We start from the raw sequence: 25,152 nt of genomic DNA, 5'->3' as shown, positions 1-25,152 counted from the left end.
TCTGAAACAAGGCTGTGATAAGCACCAGAGGATGCTGCGCAAAAGGCCGAACAATTAGTTTCGAAAGGTGAGGGTTAATGCACTGGCCAGCGCCTTGTCATTGCGAGCAAAGCGCTGCGTGGCCAGAAAGCGTTATTTTTTGCCGATGGTGATCTGCTTGGTGGTGCCGTACACCTGGCCGCTTACGCCTTTGGCAATTTGTTGAATTTCCCCGCCGGATTTCAGGAAGGCTTCAATCTGGGTGTCGATTGAGGCGCTGGTTTCCACGGCTGGAGCCGGCTTGGGTTTGCTGTTAGATGCTTTTACGCGCATGACGGCCATAGACCTACTCAAAAATTAATTTGGGCCGCGCATAATACTCGAAATACTTGACAATTGCTTGGCAAATACAGCCCGGATGTATAAGTGTGTTCGGGGATTATTCTGCAGAGGGCCTGGGCGGTTATCAAAAAGACCAGTAAGTAACTGTTTTGTCAGAAATACAATGGGCGGCCGGGCTTTCAGCTTGGTTTTCGGCAGCGCTTGAGCCACTGGTCGGAATACCCTCGAAGCGGCCACTCAGCCAATACTCGCAGCCGCTAGGCCGAGAAATTCAGGGGCGAGTCGGCTAGAATGCCGGCCTGGCATTGAGGGTTGAGCATCATGGCTGTAATTGGACGAATGAATAGTTTGCAGGTCTTGAAGCATACCGACTTCGGCTTGTACTTGGATGGCGGCGCGGAGGGCGAAATTCTATTGCCCAAACGCTATATCCCAAGCGATACCCCAAGTGAAGTGGAAGACTGGTTGAACGTCTTTATTTACTTGGACAGTGAAGACAAATTGATTGCCACCACTGAAACGCCAAAAGTTCAGGTGGGTGGTTTTGCCAGTTTGAAGGTCGTGGATATAAACCGCGTGGGCTTGTTCCTTAATTGGGGTTTGCCGAAAGATTTATTGCTGCCGCACTCCGAAGAAAAACGTCCGCTGCAAGTGGGTGATTATTGTGTGGTGCACGTGTTCCTCGACAAACGCAGCAAGCGTATTACCGCCACCGCCCGCCTGGACCGTTATTTGGACAATGTGCCAGCTAATTACACCGAGGGTGAGGCCGTTGACCTGCTGGTGGCAGAGGCGACCGATATGGGCTTCAAGGCCATCATCAACGGCAAGCATTGGGGCCTGATCCATAAAAATGAGCTGTTCAAGTTTCTGCGCAGCGGCATGCAGGAAAAAGGCTTTATCAAAGAAGTGCGTGCCGACGGCAAAATTAGCCTGAGCCTGCAGCCGGTTGGCCAAGAAGCCGCCAGCAGTTTGGGTGAGCAGATCCTGGCCAAGCTGCGCGAGCACGATGGCGTACTTAAGGTGAATGACAAAAGCTCACCTGAAGAAATTGCCGGGCTGTTTCGGGTCAGCAAAGGCAACTTCAAGAAAGCCATCGGCGGTTTATACAAGCAGGGTCGTATCGTGATCCTCGAAGACCGTATCGAACTGCCCAGCAACTGAATATGAATACCGCCTAATAGATGAGCGATCCGCAATGCATGTGCAATGTCAGCATGCAAAGGCGCGGGGCGGCGACGTGACGCTGGGCAGGTGAGGGCGGTGTTCTAGCTGTATGCGCCGCGCTCAATAAGGAAATTGGCTCGGCAGTTACGGCTCAGCAAACTGTGAAAATGATGCAGGTCGGCTCGGTTTGGTTTTTTGCGGCGCAGAAATTCTGCCGGCGTAGCGCCATTCCCAAGGCGCCACGATAGCTTCAGCGGGTAGCCGCCACAGACCTTTGCCCATATTTCTGGCAAGTGTTTGCGCATCGTTCAGTTTTTCGTCCTTCAGTTGCTGGGTATAGGCCCAGGCGGCGCCTTGTTCGACTAAAACATAATTCACATCAAGGTTGCCGACATAGACGCGCGCCAGCGTGCGACGGTAGCGATCCACCTCGTGTACCTGCAGCACTACCTGCTTTTCAAGCACCAGTTCGGCGAGTGCTTGTCTGGCTTCGGCGCCATAAGGCTGTTTACGCTCGGGAGCGTCGATTTCTGCAAGGCGAACGCGCAGTCGTGCGTTGTCAGTCGTCAGGCAGGTGAAGGTGTCCCCTTCGCTGACAGTGACCACTCTGCAGGTGAGTGAGTCAGCAACGGCCCAGCTTGGCAGGCTGACAAGCAGTAATAAAAAGGTGCGGATAATCATCGGGTGGGCACTGCTCAGTATGCAAACATAGAGCCGGTGATGATAAACAATGCACGCTGTATTAAGCGGGACGGGTATCGCGAAACGTAACAAGGCTGGGTTGTGAATGCCCGAGCATGCGAGGTTAAGATCGGTGCTCGCAACTGCAGGTGTGTTCGTCCTGCCAACACTTCACGTTCGATTCGCGTTAAGAATGCAGAGGTTATGATGATGCTTTGTCGATATGTCGTCGGCTTGCTGGGGCTGTTGTTAGTCGCTCCGTTGTATGCCGAGCCACAAACCCCGCAGACGCTGCGGGTCATCCCTAAAACCTATATCAGCCCCGGTGCCAGTGGCAGTGTCGGCAGCTCGCAAGCCATAGAGAACCACAACCTGTATGGCGGGCAGCGTTTACCTGAGGGGTTGCAGCGTCATGAGCAGCGTTATGGCAGCCAATCGGTAGAAAGCCGTGGCTCGATCAAACAGTCGATTGAGTACCCTAGTGGTTATCGCGTGCAGCAGTACCCAGGTAAAAGCACGCAATACCTAGAGCGCAGCCGCTAACTCAGGCGGCTAGAGCCAAGCCCCAGCGCAGCGCTAAAAAGGCCAGCAAGCCTAGCGGTCCGAACATCAGGGTTAGCACATAGCAAGGCAGCAGTGCCCAGTGACTGATGCCCGCGATAGCGCCTTCGTGGCGGATATACAGCCCCACCACCAGATCGAAAGCCAGGATATGTATCCATGCGGCTAACGCGGCGGTGGGTTGGCGCAGCAATGAAAGCACCCCGCCCAAACTGAAGAAGCCTGGCTTGCCGCTGCCGGGTTCGGGGCGCTGGCGCATGGCGACAAATAACAGCCAGCTATAGACGATGGCCAGCAGCACCACGCTGAGAGCCAATACCAGTTCATCGGTATATGGCCAAAATGGCAAGCAGACCAGCATTAGCCAGCCGCTCAGCGCCAGCAACGACGTCAGTTTGAACAGGGGTTTCAACGGGGCCATAACGCACTCACTGAGGTACAGGTGGGCTTAACCTTAGCGGATAAGGCCACTGCCGCCTTGTTGAATCACCGGCTGAATGCTTGAGCATCAGCCGGCTGCGGGTACCTGCAGGTGCTGGTGGCTAGGGCTTTTTGCCCCAGAGCTGCTCTAAACGTTGGTCGCGGCCGCAGCCATTGCGGTAGTAGGTGTAGCGCAGTGGATTACGCAGGTAATAGTCCTGGTGGTAGTCCTCAGCCGGATAAAAGGTGCTGGCGGCGAGAAGTTCTGTGACCACTGGCGCGGGCAGGCGGGCGGATTTCTGCAGTGCGTCCTTGGAGGCTTCAGCTTGCTGCTGTTCTGCTGCATTGCTGAAGAAGATCGCGCTGCGATACTGCGGCCCGCGGTCGCAGAACTGGGCGTTAGCCGTCACCGGGTCAATGGTTGGCCAGAAGGCTTCTAGCAGTTGCGCGTAGCTGGTTTTACTGGGGTCGAAGCGCACACGCACCGCTTCAATATGGCCGCTGGTGCCGGCGGAAACTTGCTCATAGGTAGGGTTGTCGACATGCCCTCCAATGTAGCCGGAGGTGGTTTCAATCACCCCAGGTACCTTGTCAAAGTCTGACTCTGTGCACCAAAAGCAGCCGCCTGCAAAGATCGCAACGCCGGGGTTCTCAACCGTCTGTGTGCTGGCTTGTGCTTGGGGTTGTGGCTTGGTTGCTTGCGCCGCTGTCGGTTCACAAGCGGCCAATAGGCCCGCAAGGATTAGCACTGAGCTGGCCAACAGGCGACTGCTCAACGTGGTGGTCGCCGTCATATTCAACTCCGCAACTCAGGTAAAGGTTCGCCTACAGGGATAAAGCGCAACGCCACACCATTATTGCACCAGCGCTCGCCACGCGGTTTTGGGCCGTCATCGAAGACATGACCCTGGTGCCCACCGCAACGCGCGCAGTGGTATTCAGTACGCGGGAAGAACAGCTTAAAGTCGCGCTTTTGCCCCATGTGGCCTGCAATCGGTTGGGTAAAGCTGGGCCAGCCGGTACCGCTTTCATACTTATCTTGGCTGGCAAACAGTGGCAGGTAGCAGGCGGCGCAGGCATAGGTGCCCTCGCGTTTTTCTTGATTCAGCGGGCTGCTGCCTGGGGCTTCAGTGTCTTCCTCAAATAGCACGGCATACGCATCCGACGTAAGCAGCTCACGCCACGCACTGTGCGGTTTGTCCAGTGGCGTCACGCTGATGGCGAGGGCTTGCGCCAGGCTGAATGGGGCGTGACTGAGTAGAGGCAGGGCTGGCAACAAAGCTACAGCCTTGAGCAGGGCGCGTCTTTTCATGGCAGTGCTCTCGAGTAGGTGTGGGCAATAGACACAGACAGCACCGAGTTGTTACAGCGCTGTGGGCAATGGGCGTTCATTTTACCCAGTAAGTTTTAAGCGAAAATAAGCAGCGGAGTTAGGCGCTCGGCGTAACGCCTGCGGTTTCGCAGTTGTCGTTGAGTACGATGCAGTTACGCCCCGCGCTCTTGGCGCGATACAAACGTTGATCGGCACGTTGCAGCATCTCTTCCCAGTGCTCACCGCTACGCAGTATGGCGCCACCGACGGACATGGTCACGGCGCCGCCCGGCCCCCGCAGGTGCTGGTTAATGTGTTGGTGCAGGTTTCCCGCTGCAGTCTGTAGGCCGACTCTTTCGGTATTGGGCAAGAGCAGGAGGAATTCTTCGCCGCCGAAGCGGAACAGCCGGTCCTCTCGGCGAGAGGCATTTTTGATCAGCTCGACAAAGTCCACTAACACTTGATCGCCCGCTTTGTGGCCGTAATTGTCGTTAACCCGTTTGAAATGGTCCAGGTCCATAACCAGTGCGCCATAGTTATTGCCGTGACGATTTTTGAGCGAGACTGCAATTTTTAGCTCTTCATTCATCGCGCGGCGGTTGCGTGCGCCGGTCAGTGGGTCATGAATAGCCAGCAGTTGCAGTTGGTCGCGCTGGTTGTTAGTGCGGTAGGCGAAAACGAAGCTGAGGGTGCTGGCCATCATTCCGGTGACCAAAAATGAAACCATCTGATAGTCGCTTTCAAACACCGAGCCGGGCTTTAGTTGGCCATAACCGGCCAGCGTTGTGAGTACCAAGACAGTGGACAGCAACGCCAGACGGGGCGGCACCATGAAAAAGTTGAAAAGAATGACTGGGTAGACCCAGAACAGGCCGTTGACGTTAAGGTTAATGGCGACCAGCGTCGCGCCCGCAGAAAAAATCACAGCCAGGTAAATGCCTGGTTTAACCGTATCCCCTGTGCGCCAGGCGTAAAACACTGCGGTGATGGTGGAGATAACAATGAGTGCGTCAACGGCGCCGACTAGGTAGTTACCGGTGGCTAGCCGGTATACCGCGTAGGGGGTTATACCCATCACGCCGAAAAAGCCCATCAGGGTAATGATGGACAGCTGGAAATCGTTACGCAGGCGACTGATTAACCGCGATATCCGCATAAAGTTAGCCATTCTTTGAGGTTACTTGCGCACAAGCATGCAGAGCTTTGCCCGGCTATAGCAATAGCCACGTTGAGCAAAGTGCCAGTATGGCCAGCTAAGTGCTATGACTGTGCTCGGATAATCAACTGTCAGGGCTCAAGCACCAGGAGGCACTGAGCCAGCGATAAAAGGGCCTCGCGAAAAAGCCGATAAAGGTTTACGGCGCTGATAACGCGCCAGCCGCTCAGCCAATGGCCGAGGTAAATTGCTGCAGGGGGTAAAGCCTTGGCGTAGGTAAAAGTCGTTCAGTGTTGGGTCACAAAACAGCCAAACGGTTGAAGTGCAATCGGCGAGGGCCGTTTCGATCAACTGCCGGGCCACACCTTGGCGGCGTTTTGCCGCGTCCACCAGTAGGCCGGTCAGCCAATAACCGTCGGCGATAGTGTGCAGGCACAGCGCGGCGGTGATGGCTCTGTCCTCAGCCACCCACAGTTGGTCGCTGCCCTTGGCGCGCATATCTGAGCGTTGGCTGCGGTAAAACGCCTCAACAAGGGGTTTGCATGAGCTGGGGAGTTGACGGTAATGCATGGCGGCGGTGGGCGAGGTAGTGGATGAGTGTTTGAGTTGAAGTATTGGGCTCGATTCGGAATCCACACGGCGACTGTTGCGTGTAAAACAAGCCAATCGCTCATATGCAACTCGCACGTGGCCGTGCGGGTTGCTCCGCGCTGTTAAAGCGTCGGCGCTATTAGGCGTTGTTGCCGTTGCTGCCGAACAGACTTTTCGCTCCTTGTTTATCTTTTTTGTCCAAGCGCTTTTCGCTGGCGGTTTTAAGCGGTTTTTTCTTAGTTTGTTTCTTCGAGTCCATGCCTTTGCTCATGATCTTCACCTCTGACAACGTCGTGGTTGAACATTCTGCAGTGCGCCATTGCATCACTTAGCGGCAAGACTGGTCGCTGGAGTTTACGCCCAAGTGGGTCGGATAACTGATGAGTTATCTGACCTATGTTGAGTGTGTCGGGTTCGACTGGTTAACACTTCACTTGCAAAGTCATCGGGCAGCGGTGACAGCCTTCACGTGACCCCGCATCATGGGCATCCATTAGCTGCCTGCTAGAAAGCGCTTTGTGGCGTTTGAACCTTATTCGAGACGTTATGGAACCCACGTTGATCTATGCCGGCCTCAGCGTGCCTGGGCGGGTGCGTGAGCACAATGAAGATGCCTTGTTGTGCTGCCCGCAGTTAAGCCTCTGGGCCATTGCCGATGGCATGGGCGGTCATCAATGCGGCGAAGTGGCCAGTGCTTTGGCGTTGCAGGCGCTTGAGGCTAGCTGTGCCCATGGACTGGACTTGGTCGAGGCTGTGCATGCGGCCAATCGTGAAATTATCGCGGTAGCCAACACCAATGAGCAGCGCGGCATGGGCACCACGTTGGTGGCGGTGCGCGTTGATAACACGGAGTTCAGCATCGCTTGGGTTGGTGACAGCCGCGCCTACCGCGTCAGTGTCGGGCATATCGAACGGCTAACCCACGATCACAGTTGGGTGCAGACGATGATCGATGCCGGGCAGATGAGTGCTGAAGCGGCGCGCAGTCATCCACAACGTAATGTCATCTTGCAGTGCTTGGGGCGTGATGATCAGCCGTTGCAGGTGGGTGTGCAGCATGGATCGCTTGGCGAGCATGAACTGTTATTACTCTGCAGTGACGGCCTCACCGGCGAGCTAGACGATGCGCACATCCAGCAATTGTGCAGCCACGCGCAAACCCTCGATGAGCTGGTCAGCCAGCTGTTGGCGCAGGCTAACGAAATGGGTGGCAAAGATAATATCTCCTGTATCGTGCTTGGCCGTGGTGCGCCCGCGCCCAGTGTTGAAGCCAAGCCGCGTGGTTTACTCAGCCGCCTGTTTACCTCCCGCAAGCCCTAACCTGCCGACCCTCATGACTAAACAATTGCTCGAAATTCCTGGCTATCACGTGCATGGCCGCCTCGGCCAAGGCGGTATGGCTGAGGTGTACCTGGCCACTCAAACGTCGCTGCACCGTAAAGTGGCGATAAAAGTGTTGCTGCACCTGGACGACCAGGCCTTTAGCCAGCGCTTTATCAAAGAGGGTCACATCGTTGCGTCGTTGCATCACCCCTCGATCATCACCATCTATGACATCAGTCAGTTGGCCGACGGGCGCCATTACCTCGCCATGGAGTTTGTGCCCGGCGGTGATTTAGCCCAGCACAAGGGCGAGGTTTTTGACCTGCCGCGCGCCCTGCGCATCGTCCGCCAGGTGGCCAGCGGCTTGGCCGTGGTGCATGACAAGGGGTTGGTACACCGTGATATTAAGCCGGCCAATATTCTCTTTCGCGCGGATGGTACGGCGGTAATCACTGATTTCGGCGTGGCCAAGGAAGTCGAGCTAGACACCGACCTCACTCAGTTCGGTATCGCCGTTGGCAGCCCTTCCTACAGCAGCCCCGAGCAGGCGCAATGCCAAACATTAGATGCGCGCAGTGACATCTACAGTCTGGGTGTGATCTTGCTGGAGATGCTCACCGGCAGTAACCCTTTTCGCGCGGACAATTACACGCAGACGGTGATGAATCACTTACAGATGGCGGTACCGCTGCTGCCTGCGCACTTACACGCCTATCAATGGTTGCTCGAACGCATGCTGGCTAAAGACCCGGATGAGCGTTTTGCCGATTGCCGGGTGCTGCTGGCCAGCTTGGATGAGTTGCTGCAAGACGACCCCGATACTACCCGCATCGCCCCGGCGCTCAGTTTGCCTAACCCTCACAAGGCCGGGGCTGCGCGCCGGCTGCTGGGGGTTTGGCTGCTAGCTGGCGTGTTACTAGTGGTCGCGGCAGCTGGCGGTGGTTATCACCTCTATCAGCAAAAGCAGATCAGCGAATACTTAACCCGTGCCGAGGTGCGCTTGCAAAGCGGCAACCTACTGGAGCCGGCGCACGATAACGCCGATTACCTATTCCGCCAGGTGCTCGTGCTTGACCCTGATAACCCGCAGGCGGCCGATGGACTAGAGCGTGTGCTGCAAGCGCGGATTAACCTTTACCTGCAGCAAGCCGAGCAACGCTTGGCTGAGCAACAGTTGCTGCTGCCTGAAGATGACAGCGCAACGTATTACTTTCGCCAGGTGCTGGCTTGGCAGCCGGATAACTTATTAGCCCTCGCTGGAATCAACCGAGTGGCGCAGCGCTTTATTGAGCAAAGCCAGGCCGCTTATAAGCGCCGCGAGTTTGCCTTGGCATTGGTGTCGGTGCAGCAGGGCTTAGAAGTGGAGCCGGCAAACGAGCAGTTATTGCAGTTGCTTGATGGTCACGAGAGCCGGGTTCGCCAAAGCCTTGCGCCGCGGCGTAAGTCGACGGCGACACAGCAGTCAGCGCCGGTTAACCCGGTCAAACGGCTGTGGAATAACCTTTTTGACTAACCAGCCTTGCCGGCGTATTGCTAGCCGGCAGATTGGCAGGCAGCATGCGCGCCACGTTACCCCAGCCCCTGCGATTTAAAGGGTGCGGGTGCAACGGGCGCTAGCGTGTGATCTGGTTCGCCGGTGGCGGTTTAACTGACTTTGGGGTGCGGCGCAGATGCTCAGGATTCACTTCAGTGATAATCGTCAGGCCCCTATTTGGCTGGTCGACGAACGTTTCACCATCGGTCAAGACAGCCGTAACAGCCTGGTATTGGTCGACCCCAGTATCGGCGCGTTCCACGCGGAAATTCGTCAGGACCATGGCTTCTACTACCTCACGGATGTCGGCAGCCCGGGTGGCTCTTTCGTCAATGACGAGCGCATCAGCACGCGCTTTCAGCTGCGCGCCGATGACCGTGTGCGCTTGGGTTCGGTGGAGCTGCTGTTGGTTGATCCGGCGCGCAGCCAACCTAAGATTGAGCAGGCCGCGCGCTGGTATCTGCAGGTGATCCAAGGCGAGCACGAAGGCAAGAAATTCCATATCAATGGCTCCATGACCTTTGGCCGTTCGGTGAAATGCGAGTTGTGCTTTAGCGACCAGCAATTGTCGCGCCGGCACTGCGAGTTCTACCTCAAGGATAACGTGCTAGAGGTTAAGGACCTGGCCTCAGCCAATGGCTTATTGGTCAACCAGCAGAAGGTAGCAACGGCGGTGCTGCAACCAGGCGATCAGTTAAAAATGGGCTCGGTCAGCCTGCTGGTGATTGGCCCGAAAAGTACCGTGGCAGCAAGTGTGGATGAAGATGCCACGCTGTTTATGCGCGCGGTAGACCTGCCGAAAGCGCTCAAGCCAGCCTCGCTGGCCAGCTCACCGAACAGCCATGCCAACCCGTTGCGCACCGCCGCTCAAGCTAACCCGATGCATGCCGCCGCCACTTCAGTGAGTCAGCCAAAGCGCTTAAATACGCCGCTGCTCGCACTCGCGCTGGTGCTGATTGCACTGCTGGTGGTGGCGGCTGTGTATATCGCCTAGCCGCTGGTTAGGTCTTTGCCGCAAGTGCCAGCGGTGAGCGATCTGCCTGATTAGTGAGTGTGCTGACTTGATACGACAGTGCCCGCCGGCGGCTTTGCCGTTAGGCTGCGGTTTTTGTATTTAGCCGCTGTTGGAGTGCCCGTGAAGCCATTACTGCTGTTGCTATCCGCCTGTTGCTTGGCCTATCAGCCGTTGAGTGCATTGGCGTGGTCCAACCATTCGCTGGGCAGCCAGTTGGCCTTGCAGGGATTGCCGCAGTTACAGCGCACGCTTAACTATGAGCCACTAGAAATATTTCTTGATGATCAAGCATCAGCCATTGAGCAGTTGCTCGATGAGCAAGAAGATTTTGCCCGCGCTAATTTCCCCGATTATCCGGCGCGTCCCGATGCACTGCGCTTTAGCGCGGCGGCCACAGGCGATAAACGCCGCGCTTTTTTACATGCCCTGCGGGTTAATCCACAGATTCGCCTCGCCGGTTTTGTGCAGCAACTGCCCGGCCAGGCTGACGAAGGCCGGGTACGTTTGGCCGCCGAGCAGGTGCTGGTGTTTCGTAAGCTCGGCCCTTGGAGCCACTGGCGTTATCTGGCCTTACAGCCGGGCGAGGCGGTCAATGCGGTGCAGGTGCTCAGCAGTGCGGCGGATGAGCCGGATTATGGCCACGACATCAACTTGTTCAGCGACAACCCGGGCGAGGTAGGCGGGCACTACAATTTTGGCCAGCAGCCATTTGGTGATGCGCGGTTTGAGTATTCCTCGCAAGCGCCTTTCCATATCGGCTACTACCACGAGCCCGCATTAGTTTTCCAAGCAGCGCCCTACCTGCGGCGCACCTTGCCGCACTGGCGCATATACCAATACAGCGGTCTGGCGCGTCTGGCCTTGGCCAGCGGGCATGATTACTGGGGTTATCGCTTTCTCGGCTGGGCGTTGCATTACATGCAAGACCTTACGCAGCCCTATCACGCCAAAACCGTACCCGGTTTCAATACGGCCGAGTTGATGCTGATTGCCCTAAAAGGCGCGGCGGGGTACCCCGAAGATCGTCTGGCGGCCATTGCCCGCGTGGCGGATCGACACACCGCGATTGAGGCCTACCAGCTTGAACGTATGCAGCAACTCATGAATGAGCAGACACCGTCACCCCTTTTGCAGGCCTACACGCAACATCCAGCAGGCCGCTATCCGGCCTATTCGGTGACCTTCGCCCAGCAGGTTGTCGCGGCCGAGTCCTATGCCAGTGCTGATGATTTGGATGCGGCGATCGGTCAATGGCTGCTGCGTAAAACGGCCGCACCCGGCGGTTTCAGTGCGGGTAATCAACTGATCCCGGTTACAGCGGATCCGCTGCTGGAGCAGGTATTGATCGAGCTGTTTAAGCGCTTCGGTGCACACACGCGTAACGTCGTGCAAACCACCCTGGCGCAGCCACCTAAGGCCTCTGAACCGTTGGAGTGAACCACAGTTCGGGCCGCTGCAGGGGCGTGGCGTCTGGCAGTAAAGGGTTATGCAGCTCAATGATCTGACGCTGGTTCAAGTCAGCGCGCCTTAGGCTAGCGGCGAAATGCTGCTGAAATAGGCGCTCGAATGAGCCATCGGCTAAGGCGATTTCCATACCTTGGCGAACGGTCTCCGCCAGGTCTGGCCGTTTGCGCGAGAAGAAGAAATACATCGCCGTGGGGTAGTGCAGCAGCACATGGGTGTCGGCCACCAGCAGTTTGCCGCGTGGGTGCTCCAGCTCATCCCAAATTTCGATGACCGAGCGCGGAAAATAATCGAAGCGCTGTGCGCTCAGCATGCGAAAGAGGCTGCCGTAACTGGACGAGGTGGTTACCGGCAAGTCATTGCTGCGCAGAATTAGGCTGTCCGGCCAGTCATGGCCCTGACCTGCAGAGAATTGACGCAGGTCGTCGCGGGTGCGCACATCCTTTAGCAGCTGCGCACGGTTGCTGGGCAGTAGAGCGATACGCCAGCCGAACAGGCCTTTGTCCAGAGGGATACGGACTGCTAGCAGGCGCTGTTCGCGCTCGATGCTGGTCATGCTCCAGACGACATCGAGGCGTTGATTGCGCGCCAGATTAACCAGCGCGCGTTCCTGCTCCATGCTGAAGTGCGAGGGCTCTAGACACAGCGGGCTGCCGGCTTTATCCAGGGCCAGCTGCAGTTGCGCCAGCGCATAGGTTGCGCGGAACTCATCCCCATCGCCACGGCGAGGGTAGTGAATAACGCCGCTTGCATCGGCGTATTGCGACAGCTGTAGGCCGAGCAGCAGAAAGCCTAAAAACCAGCGCCAGGCTGCTGGCGAGCGCATGCGGAACATTGCAGTGAGCGTCCTTTCAATACTGGCCCAAGGCAATTGCCGGGCTGTGCGGGGACCATTATGCCAGCCTACGGCGGCGCATTTATGCCGCGAATCGTAAGCCCCGCACCTGCCTAGGTATTGCTGGGCAAAAACTGCCCGTAACCGCGTGTGTGCCCAAGGTCTGCGGCGAAGGCGTTGTGCTGGAAGGCAATGCGTCCGTTGATCAATACCGCATCCACTGCTTCGCCGCGATTGACCATACGCTGCAGGCCACCGAAGGCGTCCATGGGCGCCTCTTGGTAGCTGCTCAGTGAGTCGTCCAAGGCGCTTGGATCAATGATCACCAGATCGGCCCGGGCACCTTCGTAAAGCCTGCCGGCGTCGATGTCGAACCACTCGCCAAGCTCACCTGTTAGGCGCCAGATGGCTTTTTCAATCGGCATCACCGGTTGGCCGCGCAGTTCAGCGTCACGCACCAGTTTGAGCAGGCGCACGCCGAAGTTGTAGAACGCCATATTGCGGATGTGCGCGCCGGAGTCGGCAAAGCCGATGAGGGTGCTGGGTTCGCACACCAGCTTTGCCACAACCTCCGGGCGATGATTGGCAATCAGGGTGCGCCAGCGTAGGCGCGGCCCATGCGCCACCAGCAAATCGAGAAACAGATCAGCCGGGTGTTCGTTGCGAGCCTTAGCCAGTTCACCCACGCTTTTACCTACCACGCTGGCGTCTGGGCAATCAACGATCCAGGCGTCATCGAAGTCGCGGTGCCAGACCCGAGGGCCGAACTTCTTCTCGACATCCTGGCGAAAACGCAGGCGGTAGGCTGGGTCTTGGAATAACTGGCTGCGCAGGTCATGGCTGGCCAGGTGCAACGCTGCTTGGCCGGCCGGGAATTCCTCGAACACCACGAATTCCATGCCATCGGCGTAGGTTTCAAACGGCACTGGCAAGGTTTGCCAGCGAAAGTCAGCATGGGTCAGGCGGTTGACCCAGCGGGTCAGTGGGCCGAGCACAGGGGCCAGCCATGGGTCGGCTTTGACGTCCATCAGGGTGATCAGCGTGGTCTTCAATGGCTTGCGCCACCAGCCGCCGATGCTGTCCCAGAGAAAGGCCAGCACATTGAACTTAGTCACCAGGTTCGGTGCCCCCTGGTGGATACGCCCGCGCCGCCTGAGAATTTTGTTCAGCCGCGCATACTCAGCCCACGGCGCATACACCGACGGTAACGATTTGGAGCGCTGGCGGTCGCCGTCCAGCTTGTCCCACGGGTTGGTCATGCTCGACAAGCCAAGCAGGCCGGCATCTAGAGCGTCTTCCAGTAGGCGCTCCATATGCTGCAGCTCGCTTTCGCTGGGGCGCACACTGGCGTCGACGGCACGCTCCAGGCCGAGCACCGCAACGCGCAGGTCCGAGTGGCCGAGGAAGGAGCAAATATTCGGCCCCAGCGGGTGCTGATCGAGAAAGGCGGTAAATTCGCCGGCACTGTTCCACGTTTTGCGCGCCTGCAGCAGCGGCAGCACGTGCTCACGCGGCACCGATTCGACGCGGGTGAACAAGTCGGAGCAGTCCTCCGGGCTGGACAGCACCATGCTGATTGAGCAACTGCCGATCATCACCGTGGTCACGCCATGACGTACCGACTCTTTGAGCGCCGGCGCGGCCACCAACTCGGCGTCGTAATGGGTGTGCATGTCAATAAAGCCGGGCGTCACCCAACGGTTGCTAGCGTCAATCACCTCAGCGCAGCCGGTTTCATCCAGCGCGGTACTGCTGATGCGCTGCAACTTGCCGTCACGGATGCCCAAGTGGCTGAGCACGCCAGGCGCGCCGCTGCCATCGAAAAACAGCGCGTTCTTGATCAGCACGTCAAACATTGGCAGGCTCCTGGGCGATGAGGTTCGGCCAGTTGAGGATAGTCCGCCGCAGGTGTTGGCTGTGAAGGTGTAAGTGAAAAAGTTGGGGCTTATTCGGCCACACCCGCGTGGGCCCCAATAACCGTTTAGGCGTTTAGGCGGCGACGCTGTGCGCTGATTTGCGGCAGGTCCGCGCGGCGCATATAGACGCGCAGGGGTTCGCTGATATTTAGGCGGTCATCGATGTTCTGTTCCAGCAGCAGTTGCAGTCGCGCGCGGTCGAGGTGCATTAAGTCAGCCTCGATGCTGCGCCAAACAAATTCGCAGGTGGGCGTGATGCTCTGCTCGAGTACATCGAGGCCGAATGAGTCTTCAGAGAAACGCACGATGTAGCGCCCGGTCTTGGCATTGAAGCCGACAAAACCCTGCAATTGGTCGGCAGCTGCGCAGATACTGATGGAGGTGGTGCTCATACAAACCTCGTCGATACAGATAGAGGATAAACCCTCGGAACGTTATCGGCACAGGCTACGGCGCTATGGGCGGAGCACCTTGTTCAGGGTCAACAAATGGACTGAGTCGGCGCAATAAAAAACGGCCTGCGGCGAGCCATTGCGGCTCGCAGCTGTTTATTCAATCTTTAGCTGGCGTTGCGAATGCGCTGATCTTGCCGAACGGCGAGCTGTGCATGTCAACCTTGACCGACATCAGCGGCGAGTTATTCACCCACACATCATCGATGACGATGGTTTCACCGAGGTTGTCATTATTGGCCGCCACCAGGAGGTAATAGGTGCCATCTTCTGCCGCTTCACCTTCCCAGCTTAGGCTGATCTGCCCGACCACGGCTGAGGCATGTGAAGGCTTGTCAGCAATCACTGCGCCGTAGGCATCCAGCAGCATGGCGCGCGGCTTCAGGGCGAATTTGCTGACACCCAGGCAGGGTGCATTGCACAGCGAGTGCACGTTAAGCGTGTAGCGTTCGCCTTGCTTCAGTTGCAAGGAAAAGATCCGGTAGTTGGAGATCGAGCTACCAAAGTCCAGGCGCGGCTCGTCTGCACTGATCGGCCATTGCGGCGCCAGCAGACCGGGGTTGAGCGGCAGTGGGATGGCTTGGGTGTTATGAATGGCTTCCAGGGTACTTTTGGCCATCGGGCTGTTGCTGGCTACCACATCGTGCTGGTAGCGCGTCTGCGAGTTGCTGGCGCAGGCGCCGAGTAATAGGCAAGCGGCCAGGGTGAGAAATTTGTGCACGGTAAAACTCCTGTGTGACACCGTCCGTGTGAACACCGGGCGCTGGCGGCGCGGCGGGCGGCGATTCTACCCGCTTTGCGCGCGGCGGGTGGCGATCAATCCACAAAAGCGTGTACCGCCGCCAACCGGCTAGGCATCCGACATGGTCAGTTGGCGGCGCTGCTGTTTAGCCCGAAAGCCCGACATAGACGTTCTGCACGTCATCATGGGCATCGAGTGCCTCGAGGAACGCTTCGACTTCTTCCAGCTGCTCGGCGGTCAGACTGGTCATCGGATTTTTCGGCAGATAGCCAATTTTCGCGGCGTTGACGCTAAAGCCATGCTCTGGCAGCGCCCGACAAACGGCGTCGAGGTCAGTCGGTTCAGTGATAAACAGCGTGGCGCCTTCATCGGTGGGTTCGAAGTCCTGAGCCCCTGCTTCAATCGCGGCCAACTCGGCATCAGCGTCGCCCTCTGGCGAGGCCTCGATCATGCCGACGTGGTCGAAATCCCAGGTTACTGATCCGGAGGCGCCCATCTGGCCCTTGCGAAACAGCACGCGGATTTCTGCCACGGTGCGGTTAATGTTATCGGTTAAGCATTCGATGATCACCGGCACTTGATGCGGGGCAAAGCCCTCATAGGTGGCCGAGTGAAAAGTCACGGTATCGCCTAGCAGGCCGGCGCCTTTTTTGATTGCGCGGTCGAGGGTTTCCTTCGGCATCGAGGCTTTTTTTGCCTGATGAATCGCCAAGCGCAGCTTGGGGTTGAGGTCTGGCTCAGCACCAGTGCGGGCGGCAATCATGATTTCTTTGACCAGTCGGCCGAAGATTTTGCCTCTGGCGTTGGCGGCAGCTTCTCTAGGTTTGGCTTTCCATTGGGCGCCCATGGGATGGTCTCGTGGTTGCGGATTGATAAATAAGTAGGCCGCGATTCTAGCCCTTCAAGAGATCTGCGGCACCTGTGGCGCTGCAATCTGCTGATCGACCCCGAGCTGTATGGCCTCTTTACCGACTTGCTGTATGGGCGTTTTGATCGCGCCGGCCGCTTTAATAAGGCCACATGTTGTTGAGGCGCTGTTATGCAACCCAAAGATTTACTGTTGGCCCTGGTGGTGATCATCGTCTGGGGCATGAATTTTGTGGTGATCAGGATCGGCCTTGATGGCATGCCGCCGATGCTGCTCGGCGCACTGCGCTTTCTCTTGGCGGCGTTTCCTGCGGTGCTGTTTATCAAGCGCCCACAGATTCCGCTGCGCTGGCTATTGGCCTATGGCTTGACTATCTCGTTGGGGCAGTTCGCGTTTCTATTCTCCGCCATGACCATTGGCATGCCGGCGGGTCTGGCTTCGCTGGTGTTGCAGTCGCAGGCGTTCTTTACCATGCTGTTTGCCGTAATGCTGCTGGGTGAGCGCTTTCGGCTGATCAACCTAGTGGGTTTGCTGGTGGCCGCCGGTGGCTTGCTGCTGATTGGCGCGCAGGGTGATGGTTTGATGACGGTGGCCGGATTTGTGCTGACGCTGTGCGCCGCCGCGATGTGGGCGATGGGCAATATCGTCACGCGCAAGCTGGGCAAGGTAAACCTGATTGGGCTGGTGGTGTGGGGCAGCTTGGTGCCACCGCTGCCGTTCTTTGCGCTGTCTTGGTTTCTTGAAGGCCCCGAGGCCATTGAGTCAGCGCTGCGCGGCTTTAACTTCAACAGTATGTTGGTGCTGGTCTATCTGGCCTTTGGCGCGACCATCCTCGGCTATGGCCTGTGGAGTCGCTTGCTGTCGCGCTATCCCGCCAGTCAGGTCGCGCCGTTTTCGCTGCTGGTGCCGGTGGTGGGCATTTCGTCTGCGGCATTGCTGCTGGATGAGCACCTGAGCAACTTGCAGTTGCTGGGCGCGCTGATCGTGATGCTCGGTTTGCTGCTAAACGTCTGCGGCGGCTGGTTGCAGTCTTACCTGCGAGCGCGGCTGGCTTAAGCGGCTGCGCCGGTTCTAACGCTTGCCCATGGCGCGACGAGTACCGCTCGGCGCCGGGCCGATCTTCTTTTCATGAACCGATTTGTTGCCCTTCTGGTGCCAAGGCTGATCGTCCTGTTGGCCAGACAGCGCTTTGGCGGCGCCGAATAATGAGGCAAAGCCGCTGGTTTTTGTGGGCGTGCTGACGGCTGCAGCTGTGTCTGGGGCCGGCACTGCGCTATCCACAGGCTGGGCGGCGAGTGTGGGTTCAGCAACTGGGGTATGGGTCATGGCAATATCCGCGGGTGCGAGAAGTAAAGGCCGGCGAGTATAGCGAGCTACCGCGCGGGAGGAATCACTGTTGCGCAGGCGCAAGGCCTGGCAGATGAGGCGTAAAACGACTGCGTTCGCTGGGCCAATGCGGCCCAACGAACAGGCAGGGTCAGTCCTGGCGGCTGGTCACTTCCAGCAGGTGATAACCGAACTGGGTTTTCACCGGGCCTTGCACCACGTTGATCGGTGCGCTGAACACGACGGTGTCAAATTCCTTAACCATCTGGCCTGGGCCGAACGAGCCAAGGTCACCGCCGCTGCGGCTGGACGGGCAGCTGGAGTTGTCTTTGGCCACCTGGGCGAAGTCGGCACCGCCTTCGATGGCAGTTTTCAGTTCGTTGCACTTGTCTTCGCTGGCAACCAGGATGTGACGGGCAGTGGCGCGAGGCATGGGGAATACTCCATAAAAACAGTAGGGTGGATAAACAAGGGGCAAAGCCTACCGCAATCAACCGGCTATTCAAACGCCAGGCGACTAACGTGCAGCGCTTGGCGGGGTTCGTCGGGCGGCGGGTTAGTCGCGCTGTTCGGCGGCGATGCAGGCGGCTGCGGTAAAGAGCACGTCAGTGGAGGAGTTCAGTGCAGTTTCTGCGGAGTCCTGCACGATGCCGATGATAAAGCCGACCGCCACTACCTGCATGGCCACATCATTGGGAATGCCAAACAGGCTGCAGGCCAGCGGGATCAACAGCAGCGAGCCTCCCGCCACACCCGAAGCGCCGCAAGCGCTGATTGAGGCGAGGAGGCTGAGTAACAAGGCGGTCGGCAGATCGACAGCAATACCCAAGGTGTTAACAGCAGCCAGGGTTAGCACCGTGATGGTGATCGCAGCACCAGCCATATTGATAGTGGCACCCAGCGGGATCGACACTGAATAGGTTTCCTCATGCAGGCCTAAACGTTGGCAAAGCTGCAGGTTAACCGGGATGTTAGCCGCCGAGCTGCGGGTGAAAAATGCCGTCAGGCCGCTCTCGCGCAAGCACATCAGCACCAGCGGATAGGGGTTGCGGCGGGTCTTGAAGTAGACAATCGCCGGGTTGCTGACCAAAGCAACAAACAGCATGCAGCCCACTAACACCAGCAACAGGTGCAGGTAATCGAGCAGGGCACTCATGCCCGACTCAGCCAACGTTGCTGCCACCAAGCCAAATACTCCCAGCGGCGCCAGACGAATCACCAGTTTTACAATGCTGGTCACGCCATTGGACAGGTCAGCGAGCATGTGCTTGCTGCTCGGGTTGGCATGGCGGAAGGCAAAACCGAGGGCGATGGCCCATGCCAGGATGCCGATAAAGTTGCCTTCAAGCAGGGCGTTAACCGGGTTGTCGACCACATTCAGCAACAGTGTTTTCAACACTTCGCCGATGCCGCCGGGAGGTGACAGTTCGGCACTGTTACTCACCAGTGTCAGGCTTGATGGCATGGCATAGCTGGCGGCCACCGCAATCAGCGCTGCGCTGAAGGTGCCGATCAGGTACAGCAACAAAATGGGTTTTATATGGGTGGGCTGGCCGTGTTGATGGTTGGCAATCGACGCGGCCACCAACACAAACACCAACACCGGCGCTACGGCCTTCAGCGCTGAAACAAACACGGTGCCGAGGAAGCTGACGCTATCGGCTGCCTGCGGAAAAAACAGCGCTAAAGCAATGCCGGCCACCAGGCCAATGGCAATTTGCACCACCAAGCTGGTGCGGTTGAGCAGTTGAAGCAAGGGGTGTTGGGCGGTGGTCATCAGGCATCTCTACTTAGCGGGCAGGCCAGCGCTCGTTTGACTGCCTGCTGAGCGAGAAAGGCCGAGCGGCTGGAGGCATGGTTGCAGTGCGCGTTATGAGGGGGTTCGCGGGGATGAAATACATCACGCTGAAAAACAGCGCGCGACTCTAGCACAGCTGCGTTGGTTTACCTGCCTGGTTGCGTGTGCCGGCCTATCAACCTGCAGTTAGGCGGGCTAGGCTAGGGCTTCCCGAGAAGGCGAGGTGGTTATGTCCAATGAACATGCGAGTGATGCTGCGGTTGTCTGCCTGACTGTGGTCGAGGTGCGGGTGCTTGGGTGTCTGATTGAAAAACAATTGACCACCCCAGAAGCCTACCCTCTGACCCTCAACGCCTTAGTCTTGGCCTGCAACCAAAAAACCAGTCGCGAGCCGGTGCTGAGTCTCACACCAGGCCAAGTGGGGCAGGCCTTGCGTAGCCTTGAGGGGCGCGAGATGGCGCGTCTGGTAATGGGCAGTCGGGCGGATCGTTGGGAGCACCGTGCGGATAAAAACTTAGAACTGGTAGCGGCTCAGGTGGTATTGCTCGGTTTGTTGCTGCTGCGCGGCCCGCAAACCATTAATGAGTTGCTGACGCGAAGCAGCCGCATGCATGACTTTGATGATGCTGAGCAAGCCCAACATCATCTTGAACGTCTAATTAGCCGCGATCTGGCCAGCTTAATTCCGCGCCAAGCGGGGCAGCGCGAGGAACGTTATATGCACCTGCTGGGCGATCCTGCGGACTTGCAAGCGGCGCTGGCCGCCAAGGCCAGTGAGCCTACGCGTTCGGTTGCCAGTGCCCAGCACGACGAGCGATTAGACGCTCTGGAGGCGCGTGTAGCGGCGCTGGAAGAGCGCTTGGCGCAGTAAGAGCTCGCGACGCAATAAACAAAAAAGGTGCTCGATTGAGCACCTTTTGTTTTGCACATGGCGTGTGGTCAGCCGATGCGCTGGTTAATCGTGCGCTCTGCGCCGCCTTCAGCTATGCGGTTTAAACCGGTACGCTCGGCGCCACCTTCAGCGACACGCATACGCTGCTCTAACAATCGCTCAGCGCCACCCTCAGCGACACGCATACGCTGTTCTAACAGTTGCTCAGCGCCACCCTCAGCAACTTGCATACGTTCCATTTGCCGTTCGTGTACGCGCTCAGCACCGCCTTCGGTCTGTAGGTTACGGCCCACATCCATGAGGGTTTTTACGCTGCTGTCGTGCATCTCCCCGAGTAGCTGTTGGGGATTTTTTTGGGGCAGGGCAAGGGCGCTTATGGACAGGCTGCTGAGGATCACGGCGGTGAGGATTTGCTTTTTCATGTTCAGGCCCCTCGTAAGGGCGGGTAGTCAGTGGGTAGGGGGCCAATGATACGGATGAAAAATTGATGAAGAAGGGCAGGTGGCGCATGGTAATCATCAACAGTATCGATAATGGTATTAAATGTATTTAAATCAGGTGGTTAATCTATTTTATAAGCGATTTATCGGGTGTTAAATGGCATCTAAAGACGTGATGATTACCATCTAATTAGTTGATCTATTGCCCACTAGAAAGCCAGTTGCGAGCTGTTAGCGCTGCTTTGCTTGAAATATCGAACGCCTGCTGCGTATTTTGTACAGCCCACCGTTGATCACGGTTTTTTGCATCATTAAGGACAACAGCAAATGAGTACCCTCGACCGCAGTGCCTTGGTTGAACTGTTGCGCGGTGTTGACGAAGTTGAATGTGTGACGCCTGATCTAAACGGCGTGCCGCGCGGTAAGGTGATGACGGCGCAAGGGTTCCTTGAGGGGCGGCGGCTGCAATTGGCGCGGGGGGTGTTGTTGCAATGCATCATGGGCGGCTATCCGGCGCCGCGCTTTTATGGCAGCGATGATGGCGACTTGGCCTTGAATGCCGAGCCGAGCCAGATTCACCGACTACCCTGGAGTGAAACGCCGCGCGCGTTAGCCATCTGCGATGCCGATGAACTGGACGGACGCAGTTCGGGTTTGTCCACCCGAGGGTTGCTCAAAAAGGTGGTCGCCCGTTACGCCAGCCATGGTTGGCAGCCCGTGGTGGCGACAGAGTTAGAGTTTTTCGTGTTTGCGCGTAATGCCGATCCGCTTCAGCCATTTCAACCGCCGCTGGGTTTGGATGGTCGGCGTGAAGACGGCGGTTCAGCATTCAGTATCAGCTCCAACAACGGTTTGCGTGGGTTTTTCAACGAGGTCTATCAGTGCATGGCGGCTCTGGGTTTGCCGCGCGACACGTTTATGCATGAAATGGGCGTCAGCCAGTTCGAGATCAACCTGTGGCACGGTGATCCGCTGTTGCTGGCTGATCAAACCTTTTTGTTCAAGCACCTGCTCAAAGAAGTCGCGCTCAAGCATGGGCTTACTGTGGTGTGCATGGCCAAACCGCTGGCGCATACCCCGGGCAGCTCCATGCATATTCACCAAAGCGTGGTGGAGCAGGGCAGTGGCCGCAATATTTTCAGTGCGGCGGACGGCCAGGCGACACCGGCGTTTTATCAATTTATCGCTGGGCAGCAGGCGGCAATGGCTGACTTCACCCTGCTGTTTGCCCCGCATGTGAACTCTTATCAGCGCCTTTGCCATCCCTATGCGTCGCCGAACAACGCCTGTTGGTCAGAGGATAACCGCGCAGCAGGTTTGCGTATTCCGGCCAGTGCACCAGTGGCGCGACGGGTAGAAAACCGCTTGCCAGGCGCCGATGCCAACCCTTATCTGGCGTTAGCCGCAAGCCTTGCGGCGGGCTTGTATGGGATTGAACAGCAGTTGCAACCGACGGCGCCAATTCAAGGTGAGTTTGAGGTGCCGGATGAGTTGGCGCTACCCTGTACCATGCACGCCGCTATCGAGCGTCTTAAGCGCAGTGCACTGGCGTCGGACCTGTTTGGCGAAGAGTTTATCGAAGGCTACATCGCCAGCAAAACCTTAGAACTCACCAGTTTCTTTGATGAAATTACCCCGTGGGAACGCCGTGTATTGGCGGCTCACGCTTAGTACTTGACCGCCGAGTATGGCTTTGGCGGCCCTAAATGGAGTGACACGCGGCCCCATGACGTTGATTCTTAAATCATTCAGTTCGTTGTATTTCGCTACCCTGTTGATGCTGCTGGGTTCGGGCTTGTTGAGCACCTACTTGGCGTTGCGGTTGGCGCAAACGGCGGATGGTTTATGGGTGGGTGCGTTGATGGCGGCCAACTATTTAGGCTTGGTGCTAGGCGGCAAACTGGGGCACCGCTTGATCGCACGAGTGGGCCATATCCGCGCGTATGTTGCCTGCGCCGGAGTGGTCACCGCAGCTGTTCTGGGTCATGGGCTGAGTGACTGGCTGCCCAGCTGGTTGCTCCTGCGGGTGCTGGTGGGTCTGGGTATGATGTGCCAATACATGGTGGTCGAGAGCTGGCTCAACGAGCAGGCGGAAAACAGCCAGCGCGGTCAGGTATTTGCCGGCTATATGGGTGCGTCCTACCTTGGCTTGATCCTCGGTCAGCTGGTGTTGGTCGTGCACCCCACACTCGGCTTGGAATTGCTGATGTTGGTAGCACTGTGCTTCGCTCTGTGTTTGGTGCCCGTAGCCTTGACCCGCAAATTACACCCTGCGCCTTTGCATCCAGCCCCGTTGGAAATGCGCTTTTTTATCGAGCGCGTACCGTTATCGTTGACCGCTATCGTGGTCGCCGGGCTGTTGATTGGCTCGTTCTATGGTCTGGCTCCGTTGTATGCCACGCGCATGGGTTTATCTACAGAGCAGGTCGGTCTGTTTATGGGCAGCTGCATCATCGCCGGCCTGGTCGTGCAGTGGCCCTTGGGCTGGTTATCTGATCGGCGTGATCGGGTGTATTTGATCCGTGCGTGCGCAGCTTTGTTGGTCGTAGCTGCGTTGCCATTGGCAGTTTTACCGCAAGTCAGCCTACCGTTTTTGTTTGCCGGCGGTTTTCTGGTGTGTGCCCTGCAGTTCAGCCTTTATCCCCTAGCGGTGGCGCTGGCCAATGACCATGTCGAGGCCGAGCGGCGGGTATCGCTTACGGCCATGCTGCTGGTGACGTTCGGTGTTGGCGCCAGCATCGGGCCTTTACTGGCGGGTGTGCTGATGCGTTTTTATGGGGCAAATATGCTGTATGCCTTTGTCAGCGCGTGCTCACTGATTTTAGTGCTGTGTGTGCGGCCGGCGAAAGTGACTCACCTGCACCAAGTCGACGATGCGCCGTTGCAACACGTACCGATGCCAGACAGCACCACCAGTTCGCCGCTGACCGCAGCGCTCGACCCACGTGTAGATGAGCAGGTGGTGCATGAGCAAATGCATGACAACAGCGGCGCACAAACTGCAGATGACGCAGCGCCGCAAAGGGCTGAGCAGCCATGACGCCTTTGCTCAGCGTGGTGATCCCCGTACGTAATGAGGCGCAAGCTTTGCCGTTTTTGCTGGACGATCTGTCGGCCTTGGGTGCAGCGGGTGCCGAGCTGATTGTGGTTGACGGTGGTAGTACTGACGGCACCTGTGAGGTTGCGCATGGTCGAGTTGATCAGCTGCTGAAAACTGGCCCCGGGCGAGCCGTGCAGATGAATGCGGGCGCAGCTAAGGCCCGCGGTACCTATCTGTGGTTCTTGCATGCTGATACGCGTGTGAGCGCCGAGGCCATTAGCCGTTTGCAGCACACATTGGCGTCGCGTCCGCTGTGGGGGCGCTTTGATGTGCACTTGTCTCCAGCAGGACCGGCATTACGACTGATTGGCTGGATGATCAATCTGCGCTCACGCTTAACCGGCATCGCTTCGGGTGATCAGGGGATTTTTGTGGATCGTGCGTGTTTTGATGCGCTCGGTGGTTACGCGCATATCCCGTTGATGGAAGATTTGCAGCTGTGTCGTCGTTTGAAGGCGCAGGCTCGGCCGCACTGTTTGCGCCCGCCGTTGATCACCTCTAGCCGGCGTTGGCTGCAACACGGTGTCTGGCGCACGGTGCTGCTGATGTGGTGCTTACGCTTGGCCTATTACGCCGGTGCCAACCCGGAAAAACTAGCCCGCCAATACCGCCGAGGATCGTTGCTATGACGCTGTCTGTTTCTCTGCATATGCTCGCCCGCGCCCCAGTAGCGGGGCAAGTGAAAACGCGGATGATTCCGGCGCTCGGTGCTCAAGGTGCCTGCGACTTGCAGCAATTGTTATTGGAGCATGCCTTGCAGTTACCTGAGCAGGGCTTTAGCCAGCGTTTTTTATGGCTAGAGGGTTTACCCAGCGCAGAGTTGCGGGCACTTGCGCAACGCTTGGGCTGGACGCTGGTTGAGCAACCTGCAGGTGATCTAGGCGAGCGCATGCGTCGCATTGCTACCTTGGGGCTCAAAGAGAGCGCTGCGGTGATACTGATCGGCAATGATTGCCCGGCAATCGACGGCGATTATCTGCAGGCCGCTTGCCGCGCCTTGCACCAGCAGCCTGTGGTGATCGGCCCTGCCGAGGATGGAGGTTATGTACTGCTAGGGTTAGGCCGCGTGGACGCCAGTTTATTCAGTGATATGCCGTGGGGCACTGAGCGAGTCTTCGCTCAGACGCTACAGCGCTTGCAGCAACTTGAATGGACTCCGGCGCTGCTGCCTGCATTGTGGGATGTAGACCGGCCGGAGGATCTCGCGCGCCTGGCGACGCTTAATATCCTGATTTAGC

The 25,152-nt window shown here is 57.7% G+C and carries 29 protein-coding genes; 12 read left to right on the top strand and 17 right to left on the bottom strand.

The genetic code is table 11. From position 1 onward, the window contains the following. Window positions 1-132: 132 nt before the first annotated feature. Window positions 133-321, bottom strand: coding sequence for a hypothetical protein (locus WF513_RS12710; protein ID WP_208598674.1), 189 nt, complete (start codon window positions 319-321; stop codon window positions 133-135). Window positions 322-642: 321 nt separating this feature from the next. Between WF513_RS12710 and WF513_RS12705 the strand changes: the two genes are divergently transcribed. Continuing rightward, entirely contained in the window at window positions 643-1,485 is an 843-nt protein-coding gene (locus WF513_RS12705; RefSeq protein ID WP_339079750.1) for a S1-like domain-containing RNA-binding protein, read from the top strand. A 147-nt stretch (window positions 1,486-1,632) separates the two neighbouring features. Here WF513_RS12705 and WF513_RS12700 read toward each other — a convergent pair whose 3' ends face one another. Then, entirely contained in the window at window positions 1,633-2,169 is a 537-nt protein-coding gene (locus tag WF513_RS12700; RefSeq protein WP_339079749.1) for a thermonuclease family protein, read from the bottom strand. Window positions 2,170-2,376: 207 nt separating this feature from the next. On the opposite strand from WF513_RS12700, the gene WF513_RS12695 reads away from it, so the two are divergent. After that, on the top strand, window positions 2,377-2,712 hold the full coding sequence (locus tag WF513_RS12695) for a hypothetical protein (protein ID WP_339079748.1): 336 nt from the start codon (window positions 2,377-2,379) through the stop codon (window positions 2,710-2,712). A 1-nt stretch (window position 2,713) separates the two neighbouring features. Here the strand turns inward: WF513_RS12695 and WF513_RS12690 are convergent, their stop codons facing one another. The 6 genes from WF513_RS12690 to WF513_RS12665 form a co-directional block, all read right to left on the bottom strand. Further along, complete coding sequence (locus tag WF513_RS12690; protein WP_339079747.1) at window positions 2,714-3,151, bottom strand: abscisic acid-deficient protein Aba4 family protein; 438 nt, start codon at window positions 3,149-3,151, stop codon at window positions 2,714-2,716. A 121-nt stretch (window positions 3,152-3,272) separates the two neighbouring features. After that, window positions 3,273-3,944 carry a peptide-methionine (S)-S-oxide reductase MsrA gene (gene msrA, locus WF513_RS12685; protein WP_339079746.1) on the bottom strand — a complete coding sequence of 224 codons (672 nt, stop codon included), beginning with the start codon at window positions 3,942-3,944 and terminating at the stop codon, window positions 3,273-3,275. Between the two features lie 2 nt (window positions 3,945-3,946). After that, window positions 3,947-4,462 carry a peptide-methionine (R)-S-oxide reductase MsrB gene (msrB, locus tag WF513_RS12680; protein ID WP_339079745.1) on the bottom strand — a complete coding sequence of 172 codons (516 nt, stop codon included), beginning with the start codon at window positions 4,460-4,462 and terminating at the stop codon, window positions 3,947-3,949. A 118-nt stretch (window positions 4,463-4,580) separates the two neighbouring features. Next, a complete protein-coding gene (locus tag WF513_RS12675; protein ID WP_339079744.1) occupies window positions 4,581-5,630 on the bottom strand; it encodes a GGDEF domain-containing protein in 1,050 nt (349 codons plus the stop codon). 126 nt (window positions 5,631-5,756) lie between these two features. Beyond that, on the bottom strand, window positions 5,757-6,188 hold the full coding sequence (locus tag WF513_RS12670; RefSeq protein ID WP_339079743.1) for a GNAT family N-acetyltransferase: 432 nt from the start codon (window positions 6,186-6,188) through the stop codon (window positions 5,757-5,759). Between the two features lie 160 nt (window positions 6,189-6,348). Then, complete coding sequence (locus WF513_RS12665) at window positions 6,349-6,480, bottom strand: hypothetical protein (RefSeq protein WP_339079742.1); 132 nt, start codon at window positions 6,478-6,480, stop codon at window positions 6,349-6,351. A 275-nt stretch (window positions 6,481-6,755) separates the two neighbouring features. Between WF513_RS12665 and WF513_RS12660 the strand changes: the two genes are divergently transcribed. From WF513_RS12660 to WF513_RS12645, 4 genes are all read left to right on the top strand, one after another. Then, on the top strand, window positions 6,756-7,529 hold the full coding sequence (locus WF513_RS12660) for a protein phosphatase 2C domain-containing protein (RefSeq protein ID WP_339079741.1): 774 nt from the start codon (window positions 6,756-6,758) through the stop codon (window positions 7,527-7,529). Between the two features lie 13 nt (window positions 7,530-7,542). Next, window positions 7,543-9,045 carry a serine/threonine-protein kinase gene (locus tag WF513_RS12655; protein WP_339079740.1) on the top strand — a complete coding sequence of 501 codons (1,503 nt, stop codon included), beginning with the start codon at window positions 7,543-7,545 and terminating at the stop codon, window positions 9,043-9,045. A 157-nt stretch (window positions 9,046-9,202) separates the two neighbouring features. Further along, window positions 9,203-10,060 carry an FHA domain-containing protein gene (locus WF513_RS12650; RefSeq protein WP_339079739.1) on the top strand — a complete coding sequence of 286 codons (858 nt, stop codon included), beginning with the start codon at window positions 9,203-9,205 and terminating at the stop codon, window positions 10,058-10,060. A gap of 153 nt (window positions 10,061-10,213) precedes the next feature. After that, window positions 10,214-11,518 carry a phospholipase gene (locus WF513_RS12645; RefSeq protein WP_339083564.1) on the top strand — a complete coding sequence of 435 codons (1,305 nt, stop codon included), beginning with the start codon at window positions 10,214-10,216 and terminating at the stop codon, window positions 11,516-11,518. Here the strand turns inward: WF513_RS12645 and WF513_RS12640 are convergent. The 5 genes from WF513_RS12640 to WF513_RS12620 all read right to left on the bottom strand — a co-directional run bounded on the left by WF513_RS12640 (window position 11,493) and on the right by WF513_RS12620 (window position 16,337). Next, window positions 11,493-12,380, bottom strand: coding sequence for a hypothetical protein (locus WF513_RS12640; protein ID WP_339079738.1), 888 nt, complete (start codon window positions 12,378-12,380; stop codon window positions 11,493-11,495). The two genes, WF513_RS12645 and WF513_RS12640, sit on opposite strands and share 26 nt — an antisense overlap. A 113-nt stretch (window positions 12,381-12,493) precedes the next feature. Beyond that, window positions 12,494-14,236 carry an amidohydrolase family protein gene (locus WF513_RS12635; protein WP_339079737.1) on the bottom strand — a complete coding sequence of 581 codons (1,743 nt, stop codon included), beginning with the start codon at window positions 14,234-14,236 and terminating at the stop codon, window positions 12,494-12,496. A 125-nt stretch (window positions 14,237-14,361) separates the two neighbouring features. Then, complete coding sequence (locus WF513_RS12630; protein ID WP_339079736.1) at window positions 14,362-14,688, bottom strand: DUF2025 family protein; 327 nt, start codon at window positions 14,686-14,688, stop codon at window positions 14,362-14,364. 160 nt (window positions 14,689-14,848) lie between these two features. Beyond that, window positions 14,849-15,469, bottom strand: coding sequence for a hypothetical protein (locus WF513_RS12625; RefSeq protein ID WP_339079735.1), 621 nt, complete (start codon window positions 15,467-15,469; stop codon window positions 14,849-14,851). 166 nt (window positions 15,470-15,635) lie between these two features. Then, the gene (locus WF513_RS12620; protein WP_339079734.1) at window positions 15,636-16,337 is read right to left on the bottom strand and encodes a YebC/PmpR family DNA-binding transcriptional regulator; all 702 of its coding nucleotides are present in this window, start codon (window positions 16,335-16,337) and stop codon (window positions 15,636-15,638) included. A gap of 192 nt (window positions 16,338-16,529) precedes the next feature. On the opposite strand from WF513_RS12620, the gene WF513_RS12615 reads away from it, so the two are divergent. After that, a complete protein-coding gene (locus tag WF513_RS12615) occupies window positions 16,530-17,414 on the top strand; it encodes an EamA family transporter (protein WP_339079733.1) in 885 nt (294 codons plus the stop codon). 15 nt (window positions 17,415-17,429) lie between these two features. Here the strand turns inward: WF513_RS12615 and WF513_RS12610 are convergent, their stop codons facing one another. The 3 genes from WF513_RS12610 to sstT all read right to left on the bottom strand — a co-directional run bounded on the left by WF513_RS12610 (window position 17,430) and on the right by sstT (window position 19,461). Next, entirely contained in the window at window positions 17,430-17,684 is a 255-nt protein-coding gene (locus WF513_RS12610) for a hypothetical protein (RefSeq protein WP_339079732.1), read from the bottom strand. A gap of 151 nt (window positions 17,685-17,835) precedes the next feature. Then, window positions 17,836-18,117, bottom strand: a complete 282-nt coding sequence (locus tag WF513_RS12605) for a peptidylprolyl isomerase (RefSeq protein ID WP_339079731.1) — start codon at window positions 18,115-18,117, stop codon at window positions 17,836-17,838. Between the two features lie 123 nt (window positions 18,118-18,240). Beyond that, window positions 18,241-19,461, bottom strand: coding sequence for a serine/threonine transporter SstT (gene sstT, locus WF513_RS12600; RefSeq protein WP_339079730.1), 1,221 nt, complete (start codon window positions 19,459-19,461; stop codon window positions 18,241-18,243). Window positions 19,462-19,711: 250 nt separating this feature from the next. On the opposite strand from sstT, the gene WF513_RS12595 reads away from it, so the two are divergent. Further along, entirely contained in the window at window positions 19,712-20,353 is a 642-nt protein-coding gene (locus tag WF513_RS12595) for a DUF480 domain-containing protein (RefSeq protein WP_339079729.1), read from the top strand. 68 nt (window positions 20,354-20,421) lie between these two features. On the opposite strand, the gene WF513_RS12590 is transcribed toward WF513_RS12595, so the two are convergent. Continuing rightward, complete coding sequence (locus WF513_RS12590; RefSeq protein ID WP_339079728.1) at window positions 20,422-20,796, bottom strand: phage infection protein; 375 nt, start codon at window positions 20,794-20,796, stop codon at window positions 20,422-20,424. Window positions 20,797-21,243: 447 nt separating this feature from the next. Here WF513_RS12590 and WF513_RS12585 point away from each other — a divergent pair, with 447 nt between their 5' ends. Genes WF513_RS12585 through WF513_RS12570 form a run of 4 tightly spaced genes read left to right on the top strand, consistent with a single transcriptional unit; the run spans window position 21,244 to window position 25,151 of the window. Next, window positions 21,244-22,485: a glutamine synthetase family protein gene (locus WF513_RS12585; RefSeq protein ID WP_339083562.1), complete on the top strand. Its 1,242-nt coding sequence runs from the start codon at window positions 21,244-21,246 to the stop codon at window positions 22,483-22,485. A gap of 55 nt (window positions 22,486-22,540) precedes the next feature. Beyond that, the gene (locus WF513_RS12580; RefSeq protein WP_339079727.1) at window positions 22,541-23,854 is read left to right on the top strand and encodes an MFS transporter; all 1,314 of its coding nucleotides are present in this window, start codon (window positions 22,541-22,543) and stop codon (window positions 23,852-23,854) included. After that, complete coding sequence (locus WF513_RS12575) at window positions 23,851-24,543, top strand: TIGR04283 family arsenosugar biosynthesis glycosyltransferase (RefSeq protein WP_339079726.1); 693 nt, start codon at window positions 23,851-23,853, stop codon at window positions 24,541-24,543. Before WF513_RS12580 ends, WF513_RS12575 begins: the two co-directional genes overlap by 4 nt. Then, window positions 24,540-25,151, top strand: a complete 612-nt coding sequence (locus tag WF513_RS12570; protein WP_339079725.1) for a TIGR04282 family arsenosugar biosynthesis glycosyltransferase — start codon at window positions 24,540-24,542, stop codon at window positions 25,149-25,151. Before WF513_RS12575 ends, WF513_RS12570 begins: the two co-directional genes overlap by 4 nt. Window position 25,152 lies beyond the last annotated feature (1 nt).

The organism is Pseudomonas sp. TMP9 (assembly GCF_037943105.1).
Taxonomy (GTDB): Bacteria; Pseudomonadota; Gammaproteobacteria; order Pseudomonadales; family Pseudomonadaceae; genus Aquipseudomonas.
Note: the sequence above shows the minus strand (reverse complement) of the source record. Positions and strands in the feature narration are given on the sequence as shown.